The sequence below is a fragment of the Anaerobacillus sp. 63XJN7_5_ISO-PGPR-S23-430 genome (genome assembly GCF_056173695.1).
The window spans coordinates 3,692,600-3,706,874 of sequence record NZ_CM149686.1 but is presented as its reverse complement, the minus strand read 5'-3'; the positions used below and the strand labels follow the sequence as shown (position 1 = coordinate 3,706,874).

Annotated in this window: 12 protein-coding genes and 1 pseudogene; 10 read left to right on the top strand and 3 right to left on the bottom strand. The window is 39.6% G+C overall.

All coding sequences use genetic code 11. The annotated features are described in order from the left end of the window. Positions 1-47: 47 nt before the first annotated feature. Complete coding sequence (locus AC0VYJ_RS19230) at positions 48-548, top strand: DUF6843 domain-containing protein (protein ID WP_475365924.1); 501 nt, start codon at positions 48-50, stop codon at positions 546-548. A 104-nt stretch (positions 549-652) separates the two neighbouring features. Here the strand turns inward: AC0VYJ_RS19230 and AC0VYJ_RS19225 are convergent, their stop codons facing one another. Beyond that, positions 653-1,219, bottom strand: a complete 567-nt coding sequence (locus AC0VYJ_RS19225; RefSeq protein ID WP_430243368.1) for a histidine phosphatase family protein — start codon at positions 1,217-1,219, stop codon at positions 653-655. A gap of 61 nt (positions 1,220-1,280) precedes the next feature. Continuing rightward, entirely contained in the window at positions 1,281-3,254 is a 1,974-nt protein-coding gene (locus tag AC0VYJ_RS19220) for a LuxR C-terminal-related transcriptional regulator (protein ID WP_475365923.1), read from the bottom strand. Positions 3,255-3,390: 136 nt separating this feature from the next. On the opposite strand from AC0VYJ_RS19220, the gene AC0VYJ_RS19215 reads away from it, so the two are divergent. Continuing rightward, a complete protein-coding gene (locus AC0VYJ_RS19215) occupies positions 3,391-3,768 on the top strand; it encodes a DUF4870 domain-containing protein (protein ID WP_430243373.1) in 378 nt (125 codons plus the stop codon). Between the two features lie 56 nt (positions 3,769-3,824). On the opposite strand, the gene galU is transcribed toward AC0VYJ_RS19215, so the two are convergent. Further along, positions 3,825-4,715: a UTP--glucose-1-phosphate uridylyltransferase GalU gene (gene galU / locus AC0VYJ_RS19210; protein WP_303534280.1), complete on the bottom strand. Its 891-nt coding sequence runs from the start codon at positions 4,713-4,715 to the stop codon at positions 3,825-3,827. Positions 4,716-5,570: 855 nt separating this feature from the next. Between galU and AC0VYJ_RS19205 the strand changes: the two genes are divergently transcribed. The 8 genes and pseudogenes from AC0VYJ_RS19205 (at position 5,571) to galE (ending at position 14,252) form a co-directional block, all read left to right on the top strand. Then, positions 5,571-6,626 carry a glycosyltransferase family 2 protein gene (locus AC0VYJ_RS19205; RefSeq protein WP_430243374.1) on the top strand — a complete coding sequence of 352 codons (1,056 nt, stop codon included), beginning with the start codon at positions 5,571-5,573 and terminating at the stop codon, positions 6,624-6,626. Further along, positions 6,586-7,359 carry a CDP-alcohol phosphatidyltransferase family protein gene (locus AC0VYJ_RS19200; protein WP_475365922.1) on the top strand — a complete coding sequence of 258 codons (774 nt, stop codon included), beginning with the start codon at positions 6,586-6,588 and terminating at the stop codon, positions 7,357-7,359. Before AC0VYJ_RS19205 ends, AC0VYJ_RS19200 begins: the two co-directional genes overlap by 41 nt. A 128-nt stretch (positions 7,360-7,487) precedes the next feature. Then, positions 7,488-7,883 carry a glycerol-3-phosphate cytidylyltransferase gene (gene tagD / locus AC0VYJ_RS19195; RefSeq protein ID WP_194218652.1) on the top strand — a complete coding sequence of 132 codons (396 nt, stop codon included), beginning with the start codon at positions 7,488-7,490 and terminating at the stop codon, positions 7,881-7,883. 47 nt (positions 7,884-7,930) lie between these two features. Beyond that, positions 7,931-10,090: a bifunctional glycosyltransferase/CDP-glycerol:glycerophosphate glycerophosphotransferase gene (locus AC0VYJ_RS19190; RefSeq protein WP_475365921.1), complete on the top strand. Its 2,160-nt coding sequence runs from the start codon at positions 7,931-7,933 to the stop codon at positions 10,088-10,090. Between the two features lie 127 nt (positions 10,091-10,217). Then, positions 10,218-11,420, top strand: a complete 1,203-nt coding sequence (locus tag AC0VYJ_RS19185) for a CDP-glycerol glycerophosphotransferase family protein (RefSeq protein ID WP_475365920.1) — start codon at positions 10,218-10,220, stop codon at positions 11,418-11,420. 2 nt (positions 11,421-11,422) lie between these two features. After that, positions 11,423-12,226: an ABC transporter permease gene (locus tag AC0VYJ_RS19180; protein WP_226615391.1), complete on the top strand. Its 804-nt coding sequence runs from the start codon at positions 11,423-11,425 to the stop codon at positions 12,224-12,226. A 15-nt stretch (positions 12,227-12,241) separates the two neighbouring features. Further along, positions 12,242-13,027: pseudogene (gene tagH / locus AC0VYJ_RS19175) on the top strand (teichoic acids export ABC transporter ATP-binding subunit TagH); the annotation flags it as partial. A gap of 196 nt (positions 13,028-13,223) precedes the next feature. Beyond that, the gene (galE, locus tag AC0VYJ_RS19170) at positions 13,224-14,252 is read left to right on the top strand and encodes a UDP-glucose 4-epimerase GalE (protein ID WP_430243381.1); all 1,029 of its coding nucleotides are present in this window, start codon (positions 13,224-13,226) and stop codon (positions 14,250-14,252) included. Positions 14,253-14,275: the final 23 nt, after the last annotated feature.

The window sequence follows — 14,275 nt, the reverse complement described above, 5'->3', positions numbered from 1 at the left end:
TCACCGTCGAAAAAGATAAAGGTACAAACGGTCAGGGGGAGAAGCGTATGTATGCGATCAGATTACTCATCGTGGTTTTGATAATGTTGATGGCCGCTTCATGTTCGTCTAAGGCTACTACCGTTCATCATGAAAAAACAGATACCGTTCATTTAGTTCCTGAAGGGTTTGAGGGGAAATTGATCGTGATTTACAACGTGGAAGGCGCTCCGAAATTAAAACAAGAAAAAGGCTTTACGGTTATTCCCTATAGCGAAGACGGTACGTATTTAACTTCAACGGAAGATATGAAATACGGGGCAGTAACGGATGAATTCTATTATGTGGATCAAAAAGACAAGCGTACTGAAATTGATACAAGCTGTACGTATTTGTTCCCAAATAGCGGAATCACTATAGAAGATCGCCGCCTCCTTTATAATGCTTTTTATTTAACAGAGTCACACTGTAGTGAAGATTTTCATGGTAAAGGTCCTGAAAATGAAGGGAATCGAAACATTCTCGCTAGCGTAGAGGAGAAGTTAAAGAAAGAGGGGGTTTTAGAGTAAGGTTCTTTAAATTGAGACATATCGAGGGTTCAAGTTCTTCGCAAGAAAGTAAACCACACACTTGAACAGCATAAAAGATGACGGCGCATAAGGGCTGTCATTTTTTATGCTGTTCTTTCCCAAATACGCTCCACCTTCATTAACTCTTCTCCTTGAAAGGTGAGGCAATAGACATCAGGCATATCGAGATTTTCCCAAAAGTGTCTATCGTACTGATCATCGAAATGACTCATCATGAGAACCATTAAATTCCCATGAGTACCAATCACTACGCTTTTTCCTTTGTATGTTTTTAGTACGTTTTGTAGGGCGCTCACTCCTCGGCTACGAGCGAGTTCGTTGGATTCACCACCAGGGTAGCTAAACGTTTCATCTTGCCAAACAGCGTCGATCGCGGATTGAAAATCATCAACAGGTTGTCCAGCAAGTGTTCGCTCTTTAAATGCTTCTATAACTTGAATGTCTATCGAGTGATGTTTTGCGATGCCTTCAACTGTATGAATCGCTCGATTATAAGGGCTAGAAAGCACAACATCAATTTGTTTTTCTTTCATTAGATGTGTAAGGCTCTTTTCATCCCTGTTGCCCTTCGGTGATAATCCTCGTCCGTATTCATCAGGTGTATAAGAAGAATGAGCATGACGTACAAGATAAATTTTCGTTTCATTCATTTAGTGCTTCACCTCTTTAAAGGAGCGGGGGTCAGGTCCGCACCTGACCCCCGCTCTTCCATTATTTCCTCTCAAGCATAATACGCGTTAGCTGCGTGCGGTTCTTTACACCAGTTTTCTCATAAATTCGACTTAAATGCTTTTTGATAGTCACTTCGCTTAAGGAGAGTTCAGCAGCAAGATTAGCATTTGAGTATCCTTGGATGACGAGTGTAACAACTTCTTCTTCACGCGGAGTAAACTGAAATGGATGGTGTGGTGTTTCGGTTAGATTTACGCCGAGCGCCTGGGCGAATGTTTCAAGGTACTGGGAAAGACGAGCGTTTCTTAAATCAAGTTCATAAGTCCTGGAAGGTCGGTCTGGACCATAGTCAAAATGCATTGCCTCGTGTACTTCGCTGAAACGGAACTGCTCTAATAAATCTTGATAAAAAGGAAGCGGTGTCGATGCAACGAGAATCCCTTCTGTTAGAACAAGAGGCAGAAGATGATACAAAAGTGCCTGGCGATCTTCCATTTGACTCACATTTTTAACACCGAGGTATCGAATGACCCACCCTGCCGGCTTATCCTGAGATAAAATATGTTTTTCTTCTGCAGAAGACAGCCTCTTAAAATAACTTCTTGTAACAGGGCTTTGCTGTAGCTTCTTAAGCGTGCAGGACTGGATTGGAATAAGAAACGCGATTCCAATGACTTTTCCACCACGGTGACGTAGCAGTTTCACATGCTGAATCCCTACAGACTCAATCATTTCCTTCGTTATATAGGCTGATTGCTTATCACGGCTCTTTGGAGCACGTTGATGAAAATCCTGGCTACTTTGATCATTAATGAACGAGACTTCGCCGGCGTCATTCATCGTGGGAGGACTCTTCAAATAAGGCAGAACCACGTCCCAATCGTCTGAGCTAGCAGATGTCATACTATAGGTAGAAAGCGTGTCATGATCAAATAAAGAAGCACGCATCATAGGTTCACCAAGCAAGTAGAAGAATTCGCTAATTTCGGTGGAATCCATGACACGGTCATGCTTAAAAAAGGATCGACAATAGAGCAGGGCGCGTTTCCATAATTGATGATAATACGTGGGTTTTCTTCTACGCAGGTCGTCTCTCATTGCCCGTTGAAAAAGAGTGTTAAGCTGCCACCCTGACTCTGTTTCCTCAAAAAAGGAAAGGGATACGAGTGCTTCAAAATCTTTTCGCGAGATCGTTTGATCCAGCATTACTTCAAGCTTTTCCTGTTGAATGTAGTGACCAATCGACGCCACTTCTATGTAGGGAAGGAGGCGATCATCTTCAAGTTCACTTAGCCATTCTTGGACGACGGTTCTATAAATTTTCTGCTCATCCTTTTCATTCCATTCCTGCGTCTCGTTTAGTTTCTGAACGCAAAGCGATAATGCATAGGGATTACCAATTGAAAATTGCCAGGCTAACTTAGTGAGCTCTGGTTTAAGAGTGCGAAAGGCAGAATCATACTGTCCGATGCTGAAACCTTTTAATTCAATGGAAGTAATGAACGGATACCAGATCGATGCCCTCCAGGATTCCCTGAGCTTTTTACGTCCGCAAAAAATAAGAATGCTTGAAGAGGGAAGAGATGGAAGGAAAGATTGTCTAAACCATTCATCTAATTTCTCAAAGCGTTCATAGGAGTCAATGGCTATGACGAAACGAATTCCTTGTTGTTCAAGATGTTGAATATGCATATTAATTGCCTCAAGAGGCGAAATGTATAGGTTAGATGCTCCCATTTGCTCCAATAGTAATTGGAGAAAAGCGGATGGTTCAGCCTTTGAATACTGTGCGTTTACAAGGTAGAAAACAATATCTCTGTCTGACGCTTCCTTTTGATAATGCGTCATTAGCTCACTTTTTCCTGTCCCGGGCTGTCCATATACGGATAGAATGCTGCTACCGTTTTGATCTAGCAAACGAGAAAATACGGCTAACTCTTTTTCTCTCGTAATATTAAACGGAAAAGCCTTCGACTGAATTTGTTCTTGATTGGGGTTATCTGGAAGGTTCATCCTTATCACACTCCACTGAAAAAGTACTCGATTTTTGTCTAAGTAGTATACTTTCGTATACTACCCTCCAATTCCTTCTTTTGATAAAATTAATTTAAACAATATTCAGAATTTACAAAATAAGGGAGGTATCGCAGTGGAAACAGGGAATAACCCTGAAAAAATGGGCCAAACCCCTCGCAAAACATCGAGTGGTATGGAGGAAAATGTCGCAGGACTGTTGACCTATGTGCTGGGGTTCGTGACAGGTATTATTTTCTTGTTGATTGAAAAGGAAAACAAGTTTGTGCGTTTTCATGCCATGCAGTCGATCGTTGTGTTCGGAACATTATTTGTCGCAAGTCTTGTTATGAATGTGATTCCAATTATAGGATCGCTTGTCTCTCTTCTTATATTGCCACCGCTAAGCTTAATTGTTTGGATTGTCTTAATGGTAAAAGCTTATCAGGGACAGATGTATAAGCTACCGATTGGTGGTGAATTTGCAGAGAAACAGCTAGAGAAAATCAAATAATAAAAACCGCATTCCTCTATTATGGGAGGAGTGCGGTTTTTGTCTTACTTACTTATTTATTTCTTTGTTGTGAGTTCTTGATCCACAACTTGTTTTAAATAGTTCATCACATCTTTTTGGAGATCTGGACGATTAAGGGCAAAATCAACTGTTGCTTTTATGAATCCAAATTTATCACCAACGTCATAACGCTGACCTTCGAACTCATGAGCAAAGACTGCTTGCTGCTCATTTAGCACCTTAATCGCATCTGTAAGCTGAATTTCTCCGCCTGCACCTTTAGGTAGGTTCTCAAGAATGGAGAAGATTTCAGGAGTTAAGATATAACGTCCAAGAATGGCATAATTAGAAGGTGCCTCTTCAAGGGATGGTTTCTCAACGAGTGACTTAATTGGAATAATGCCGTTGTCAATTTGTTCTCCCTTAGGAGAGATGATTCCGTATTTAGAAACAGCATCGTCAGCCACTTGTTGAACACCTACGATTGAAGTGCGGTAACGATTGTAGCTATCCATTAGCTGGCCGATACATGGTTGGTCTGATTTTACAATGTCATCACCAAGGAGAACAGCGAAAGGTTCATTGCCGATAAAGCGGCTAGCACAATTAATGGCATGCCCAAGTCCTTTAGGTTCTTTTTGACGAATGTAGTGAATGTTAGCGAGATTAGAAATTTGTTGTACTTCTTTTAACATCTTGTCTTTTTGCTTCTTGATAAGCGTTTCTTCGAGCTCATATGATTTATCGAAATGATCTTCAATAGCACGCTTTCCGCGACCGCTAACGATGATAATGTCTTCAATTCCAGCAGCGACAGCCTCTTCTACAATATATTGAATCGTTGGCTTGTCCACGATTGGTAGCATTTCTTTTGGCTGTGCCTTAGTTGCTGGTAAGAACCTTGTTCCAAGACCAGCGGCAGGTATAATCGCCTTTCTAACTCTCATGTTGAATCCTCCCAGTAACTAATTGTTTTCAAAATCCCAATAAGTGCTTACTAATATTAACATATATCATGACTATTTTCCTGCATTTTCATAATGAAAAGACATGACGATAGGAAGACTTCACTCGAATTAGCCTAAAATCAAGAATCAACAATTTAAGCTAACGTAGCTTTCCAAATAAGAAGCCATTCTTCATTATCGTTAGCCTCCATAACAGATTTTTCGACAGCGATAGTCGGTATCCTTCTCATTTGGGTAATGTTATGATAAAGCATAACGAAATAACGCTTTCCTTTGTATTTATTGGGTCTTGTTTGCTTTTATTGACCTTTACTTCTCATTTCTTCATTGTTTTTAATTACATCTAAAAGGGTAATGTAGGTTAACTATGTATAAGTCTGTTTAAGCATAAAATGGATCATTTTTTTCAACGATAGAATCTCCTATTCCCATAGCAATCAAAAAGTATGTGCCGGATTTAGATTGCATAGGTCACTAAAGTACGTGATTCTAACTAAGCATCCATTTATTGCAAGTGATTGTAGGGCCACAATCTTAATGAGAGTGACGAAGGATGTCAGTATGTTAATTAAGACGTAAATGCATTATGAAATATTAAAATACTGCTCATTTCAAACTCGCTTTTCTGCGATAAGTCTTTGTTTATTCTTAGAAAACGACAGCAATGGCCAATGATTGTTCACACAATTGAAAGAAAATAAATTACTTTTCCCTTATTTTTACAATGATTCTTTAACCTGTATCATGTATACTTAAATATTAGATTGAAAAGGTTTATGTAAGTCTCTTAGATTAAAAGAGAGATAAGGCGAAGTTGTGAAGGGATGAAAAGAAATGAAAGAATTGTTCTTTTCCGTGCTTCTCGTCGTGAAGAATGAAGAGAGGTATATACGAAAGTTGCTGGAAGGTGTCTTGCAACAGGAGTTTCCTCAAGATTCATATGAAATTCTAGTAGTAGATGGAATGTCGTCCGATCGAACGAAGGATATTATAGAAGATGTTAGTAGTAAGAACCCGGGAAGAATACGGTTGTTTGAAAATCCGAAAGAGACGTTGCCGACAGGATGGAATCTTGCCATTCAAAACGCGAAGGGGCAATACATTCTTCGAGTAGATGGTCATACTATGATTCCAACTAATTTCCTTACGAGTTATTACGACTTAACTCAGCGTCAGCCAGATATGGACTGCGTTGGTGGAGTCATTCGAACAGAAGGAAAAGGGTTCTGGGGAACGATTAATGCTTATGTTTACTCACATCCTATGGGCGTTGGGAACTCTATGTTCCGCATCACAAAGAGCTCTAGCAAATGGGAAGGGCGAGTAGATACCGTGCCCTATGGCGCTTACAAACGTGAAGTGTTCCAGAAAGCCGGATTATTCAACGAAAACTTAAGAAGAAGTGAAGATATTGAATTTCATGCGAGAGTACGGAATCAGGGTGGCAAGTTTTATTTATCAAGCGAAATTGCTTCCACTTACTACGCAAGAGATAGTCTGAAAGCATTTGTTCAGAAATCCTATGCAGATGGAAAATGGGGTATTATTGCATCGAGAAGTACTCGAGGTGTGATGAGATTCCGACAGCTTGCTCCGTTAATAGCATTTCTAACTGGAACAGGTCTTGGAATTGGAGCGCTATTTAACAATGGGTTTCTAATCAGCTTAATCACGCTCGTTACTATTTATATGATGATGATCGGCATTTCTTCGCTAGGAGTTATTAAAAAACATGGTTTCCGCGCTTATTTCCCAACTGTGATGCAGTTCTTTTTGCTTCACTTTACGAGAGGACTTGGACTAGTAGGCGGATACTTTAGCAAACAATACTGGAAGGTGAAGACCGGTCATGAAAAATGGGCAAGAATTACTACCGACCACATTTCTTGATAATGAGACGATCCTTGCATATCGTAAGCAGTCTCAAACATTAAGTTACAAAGAAGACCTGTGGTCATGGTACGTACTGCGTCGAATTTCGATTTACCTTACAATTCTTTTTTGTAAGATGCGTATAAAACCAAATACGATAAGCTGGATGAGTGTATTCTTCATTCTCATTTCAGGCTTATCACTTGTGATCGCTACACCACTATCCATTATACTTGCGGCGCTCTTCTACAATCTCGGTTATCTACTTGATTGTGTAGATGGTGAAGTTGCTCGCATTACGAAGCAAACGTCGTCGAAAGGTTATTATATTGATATTATTATCCAAGCAGCTGCTCTACCTGTCTTTTTATCGATGGTTTTAACGGTATTAAGACAAGCTGGAATGCTAGATGTTAGTATTCTCGAAATGGTTCTTGTTTATGCGACGTTTGTTGCGATTATTATGGCATTACTCGTTCCGATTGCTTATCAATTAACGAAGCTGACGATGTCACAATCAACCACTCAAGATCCTGTTAATTCGATTCGAGATGGATCATTATTCTTTGATATTGTAGCTGTTCTGCTCGGTCTACCTGGTTTCTTTGTAGCTGTCGTTGTTATCATCATTGTTGAACAACTAACAGGAGTAGATCTGCTACTTTACTATATATCCTTTTTCCTTGCCATGCTTGTATTAAAGACAGGCCTACGGGTCTTCATTACATCACGTTCATTTGATAAAAGCTAATATTCAATATAAATCCATTATAAATCATAATGAACTCGCGTGATGTTAAGTGTTATTAAAGATTGTAAATTGTATGTTAATTCACGTCTCGTAAAAATTATTAAACACTACTAACTGGAGGGGTCGAAATGAAGAAGGTTTTGACTTACGGTACATTTGATTTATTGCATTGGGGCCACATTAATATATTGAAGAGAGCGAAAGATCTTGGTGATTATCTTATTGTAGCTATTTCAACAGATGAATTTAATGAAATTAAAAATAAAAAAGCATATCATAGCTATGAAAATCGCAAAATGATATTAGAAGCAATTCGCTATGTTGATGAAGTGATTCCAGAAGAACACTGGGAGCAAAAAGTAGATGACGTAAAAAATCACGATGTAGACATCTTTGTGATGGGTGATGATTGGGAAGGGAAATTTGATTTCTTGAAAGATCATTGTGAAGTCATTTATCTTCCTCGCACAGCGGGAATTTCGACATCGAAAATCAAGAAAGAGCTACTTGTATCTAACGGATAAGCAATTGTAGAAAGAAAGAATAAATAGTTGAGGTGCTAGGAATTGTTATGGGACAAATTAGTGTAATAGTAACCGTTTATAATAAAGAAGACTATATCGAAAAATGCCTTGATTCCCTATTACAGCAGACTTTTCAGGATATAGAAATCATTCTGATTAACGATGCATCAACTGATAATAGTAAGGGGATTATTGAGCGTTACAGCGATTCGAGAATGACTTGCTATCATCTAGATAAAAATGTTGGTGTCTCAAAAGCGCGCAACATGGGGATCGAGTACGCTTCAAGCGAGTTTATCTATTTTGTTGACGGTGACGATTACCTGGCGCCATACACACTAGACCTTCTCCTAAACAACATAGGAGAAGATCACTTCATTGGTGGTTCTATTTTCAAAGCTGGAAAAATTGCTATTCCAATGGAAATCGGGGAAGATTCCTACTATTTGCGTAGATTAAGTGGTGGAAGAAAAATCAAAGCACTTCGTCGTAGGAGTGCTACTAACTTGTTGCTACGCAAAGACTTTGTGGATGTTCATGAGCTTCGTTTTGATGAACAAGCTACCTTTTACACGGACCTTACCTTCTCCATTCCAGCAATAGTAAATACAGAGGAGATTCCGATGATTACAGGCGTTCCCACTTATTTAAAAGGAGAATGCTATGATCCGATCGACCACCCAACTCTCATGCTCCATTCTGTAGAGGAGAAGTTGCCTGATTTATTTTATGTCTATCATAAAATGAAGATGTCGTACGCTGATACGAAAAGCATTAGTCGCTATTTGGACCTTCTCTTGTTAAATTATTATTCAAAGAGCATAACTAATAAAGCCGTGAAGAACTCTAACGTTTTGTTTGATCATTTCACTGCTTTAAAGAACAGTCTCTCTTTAGTAGCACCTGGAAGGATTAAGAGACGGAATATCATCGAACGAAGAGAGCATCGTCTTCTACAAAAGGGGAAAAAAGAAGCCGTTCTGAAGTCAATGATGTTTCGAGTACGCTTAAGGCAGTGGCGTAGATCATTGAGGAAGAAACACTTACTCATGCGTCAGCTTTACCGAACGGTTCTTGTGAAAATGCCAATGAAACCGAAAAAAGTACTTCTTGAGAGCTTCGGTGGTAAGGGGTATTCAGATAGCCCTCGCTACATTTATGAAGAACTGTTAAAAAGCGATCATAAGTATGATTATTTATGGGTTTATGATAAAAAGAAAAAGGATATACCGGGGAATCCTAAGCAGGTGAGACGCTTAAGCCCCGCTTACTATTACCATCTTGCGACTGCCAAGTACTGGGTATCGAATGCCAGAATGCCAAACTTTGCGATTAAACGTCCTGAGACAGTTTATTTACAAACATGGCATGGTACACCGCTCAAAAAACTGGCAGCTGATATGAAAGAAGTACGTATGCCTGGCACGACAACAGAAAAATATAAGCGGAACTTTTACAATGAAGCACAAAAATGGGACTATCTCGTTTCGCCAAATGATTATTCGACTTCTATTTTCAGAAGAGCCTTTAAGTTCGGGAAAGAAGTTCTTGATGTGGGCTATCCGAGAAACGATATCCTCTATCTTGAGGATGAAGAAAAAGCTAGACGTCAGCAGGAAATAAAGGCTAAACTTGGTATTCCTGCTGATAAAAAAGTCATTCTTTATGCCCCAACGTGGCGGGATGACGAGTTTCACGGTAAGGGGAAGTATAAGTTTGATTTAAAGCTGAACCTTAGCGAAATGCAGGAACGTCTTGGTGACGAATATGTGATTGGTCTACGCATGCATTATTTAATTGCAGAGCATATTGATACGACTGGAATGAGCGATTTTGTATACAATTTATCTGACTACGGAGATATTGCGGAGCTTTATTTATTATCAGATATTCTGATTACTGATTATTCATCCGTATTCTTTGATTTCGCAAATTTACGTCGTCCCATTTTATTTTTCACTTATGACATTGAAAAATATCGCGATTCTCTTCGCGGATTCTATATGGATTTTGAGAATGAAGCACCAGGTCCGCTTCTTAAAACGTCGGACGGTGTCATAGATGCGATTGAGCATATCGATAAAATAGAAGCTACCTATCAAAGCAATTTTGATGCATTCTATGATAAATATTGTCATCTTGATGATGGGCACGCTTCTAGAAAAGTAATTAATAGGGTATTTGAGCCCGAGAAAGCTGAAATGTAGATAGACTTTAGAGAAACAGGGTACTGCCGCTGGTGAAGGCGATATGGCACTATCCTGTTTTTTCAAAGCGACAGCGCATTTCGAATAGAGGTAATCTACTACTAGTCGGGAGTATGGTGTCCATTTCATGAAAAAGCTATTGAGAATGTTGAAAATATATCCGTTAATGAAGGCGTTTAGTCGACTTCTTTTTGTGGCGTTGGGCCGTTTTCCAGCAAACAAGCGCCTTGTTATTTTTGAGAGCTTTTCTGGAAAGCAGTACAGCTGTAATCCAAGGGCGATCTACGAATATCTGTTAGAGCACGACTATGATTTAGACATGATTTGGAGTGTTGAAGAATCTCATGCTGAGTCTTTCCGTAAAAGGGGTATACCTACTGTAAAGCGTTTTTCGCTAAGATGGTTTTATCTCATGGCTCGTGCTCGTTATTGGGTGACTAATAGTCGGATGTCGCTTTGGATTCCTAAGCCTTCTCACACTGTCTATGTACAAACTTGGCATGGAACGCCGCTTAAGAAGCTTGCAGGTGATATGGAAGAAGTGTACATGCCTGGAACAAACACGCTTTCCTATAAAGATAATTTCTATAAGGAAGCAGCGAAGTGGGATTACTTAATCTCGCCGAATCGGTACTCATCTGAGATTTTTGAGAGAGCATTTGGTTTTAAGAAAAAAATGGTAGAATCGGGCTATCCACGTAATGATCGTCTTCATCTTGAAAATCATCAAGAAAAAATTGATGCATTGAAAGTGGAGTATAGCATTCCTACAGAAAAAAAAGTGGTTCTTTATGCCCCAACCTGGAGAGATGATGAATTTTATCAACCGGGGAAATATAAACATGAGCTGAAATTAGATCTTGATTTATTGAGACGTGAAATCGGCGAGGAATATGTTATTGTATTAAGGATGCACTATTTAATTGCAGAGCAGTTTGATCTTTCTCCATATGAAGGATTTGTTTTTGATTTATCACTTGGTGTCGATGTCAATGATCTCTATTTAATTTCTGATGTGTTGATTACAGATTATTCATCTGTCTTTTTCGATTATGCTAATTTGAGGAGACCAATTATTTTCTTCGCTTATGATCTTGCTTCATATCGTGATAAATTGCGTGGCTTTTACTTTGATCTTGAAGAAGAGGCGCCAGGTCCTGTCGTGACAACATCTGAAGAAGTTTTACACGCCATTCAAACGTTTGAAAATGAAGGATTTGGCGTATTTGAAGAAAAGTATAACGATTTCTATAACACTTATTGTTACCTTGAAGGAGGGTCTGCTACCAAAAAGGTTGTTGACCAAATTTTTGTTAGTGAGGCAAAATAAGCATGAATTCTATGATTGCAGTTTTAAAAGAACAAGTTAGCAACTTCTACCTAATTAATCGGCTTTCGGTTTATCAGGTAAAGAGCACGAATAGCAATAATTATCTTGGTATGGTTTGGGAGATTCTAAATCCCCTTTTCCAAATGAGTATTTACTGGTTTGTATTTGGCTTTGGAATACGAAACGGGAACCCGGTTGATGGCGTCCCATTTGTTCTATGGATGTCCGCTGGTCTTGTTGTATGGTTCTTCTTTAATCCTGCTGTTATTCAAGGATCAAAGTCGATTTATACTAGGATATCAATGGTATCCAAAATGAACTTTCCAATGAGTACGATTCCGAGCTATGTGATTATGTCAGTCTTTTATCAACATTTGATTTTACTTGGTATATACTTTGCAGCAGTGTTATTAACTGGCCAGGGGGTATCCTGGCATTTGCTTCAACTACCGTATTATATGTTTGCTTTAATTATTCTCATTTTTGCCATCTCTCTCATTACGTCGACGCTATCGACAATCGTTCGAGATGTGCACAAAATGCTTCAGTCGTTTATTCGGATGTTTCTTTATTTAACACCAATTTTATGGACAATTGATGATCTTCCTGGATTTATTCAGATTGGGATGAAACTTAATCCGCTATACTATATAGTGGAAGGCTACAGAGATGCACTTCTCGGCATGGGCTGGGTTCATCAGACACTGCAATATACCCTTTACTACTGGGTAGTCGTTGTGCTCTTACTGATGATTGGTTCCTACCTGCATATGAAGTTCAAGAGTCATTTCGTAGACTATATTTAATAAGGACTGTCGTTTATGAGTTATTCAGTTAAATTAAACGGGATTACGAAAAAATATAAAATGCACAGGCAGAACTCTGATAAGCTCAAGGATATTCTTCTCCCTGGTGGCTACGGGGAGGATTTCTATGCCATTCGTGATTTAACATTTGAAGCAGGTGAAGGTGATGTCGTTGGTATCATCGGAGTGAACGGGTCCGGGAAATCAACGTTCTCAAACCTTGTCGCTAATATCACGCCACCAACTAGTGGGGAAATTGACGTAAAAGGTGATGTTTCCCTTATCGCTGTTTCTGCTGGCTTAAATAAAGAGCTAACAGGGCGCGAGAATATCGAATTGAAGCTGCTTATGATGGGATATAAGAAAGACGTTATTGAAAAGATGAAGCCTGACATTATTGATTTTGCAGATATCGGTAAATTTATCGATATGCCTGTTAAAAAATATTCCAGTGGTATGAAATCACGTCTAGGTTTTTCAATATCCATTAGCGTTGACCCAGATGTTCTGATCGTCGATGAGGCCCTTTCTGTAGGTGACAAGACGTTTGCCGATAAGTGCCTTGTCAAAATGGAGGAGTTTAAGGAACGAGGAAAAACAATTTTCTTTGTTAGTCATTCAAACGGCCAGATGAAGAAGTTTTGTAATAAAGCAATCTGGCTTGAACATGGCACGATCCGTGAGTATGGCGCAATGAAAGATATCATGCCGAAGTATGAAGCTTTTATTAAAGAGTATAAATCGTGGTCGAAAGAAGAAAAGCGTCGCTTCAAAGAAGAAGGAATGAAGAAGCAGGAAGGTCTTTTAGCTGCTGATTCAGAAGAGAAAGGAAAACGAAAGAAATCCAGACTCTTGTCTAGATGATTTGCTTCCTTCTATAGCAGAATCGCTCTCATAGAGAGCGATTTTTTCATTATTTGCGCTGAATTTATGGGAATGAATGTGATATGATGAGAAGGAATTTTTTGGTGACATAACAAGAAGTGGGGGAGTAAGAATGGCTATATTAGTAACAGGCGGTGCTGGATATATTGGAAGTCATACGTGTGTTCAGTTACTTAATCAAGGTTCCGATATTGTTGTCGTGGATAACTTTTCGAATAGTAAAATGGAATCGCTTGATCGTGTGAAAGAGTTAACTGAGCGAGATTTTCCGATTTATGAAGTGGATCTACTTGATCGATCTTCTTTAGAAATGGTGTTTGAAGAAAATGAAATTGAAGCAGTCATTCATTTTGCAGGCTTGAAAGCTGTTGGCGAATCGGTTTCCATGCCACTTCATTATTACCATAATAACTTAACAGGGACGTTCATTCTTTGTGAAGTGATGGAGAAATTTAACGTTCGAAACATTGTGTTTAGCTCATCTGCAACCGTTTATGGTATGCCTGATCTTATGCCAATCACTGAAGAAGCCCCTTTAAGCGCAACGAATCCGTATGGACAAACGAAGCTCATGATTGAACAGATTCTTCGTGATCTTCATGTTTCTGATTCAAACTGGAGCATTGCCCTTCTTCGCTATTTCAATCCAATCGGAGCTCATGTGAGCGGAAGAATTGGGGAAGATCCTAACGGGATTCCAAATAACCTCATGCCGTATATTAGTCAGGTTGCGGTTGGAAAACTCGAAAAGCTTAGCGTGTTTGGAGATGACTACGATACAGCAGATGGTACAGGCGTTCGTGATTATATCCATGTGGAGGATCTGGCTAACGGGCATTTGAAAGCGTTAGAGCATATCCTAGGTACAACGGGAGTAGAAGCGTATAACCTTGGCACGGGAAATGGGTATAGCGTGCTTCAGATGGTGAAGGCTTTTGAAGAAGCGACTGGGAAAGAAGTGAAGTACTCCATTGCTCCGCGCCGTCCTGGCGATATTGGAGAATGCTATGCAGATCCGGCGAAAGCTGAAGCTGAGCTTGGCTGGAAAGCGGAAAAAGGCATTGAAGAAATGTGCCGCGACACGTGGCGCTGGCAGTCGGAAAATCCTGATGGGTATAAGAGGGGTCAGGTGCGTACCTGACCCCCACGGAGGACAGCTGTCTT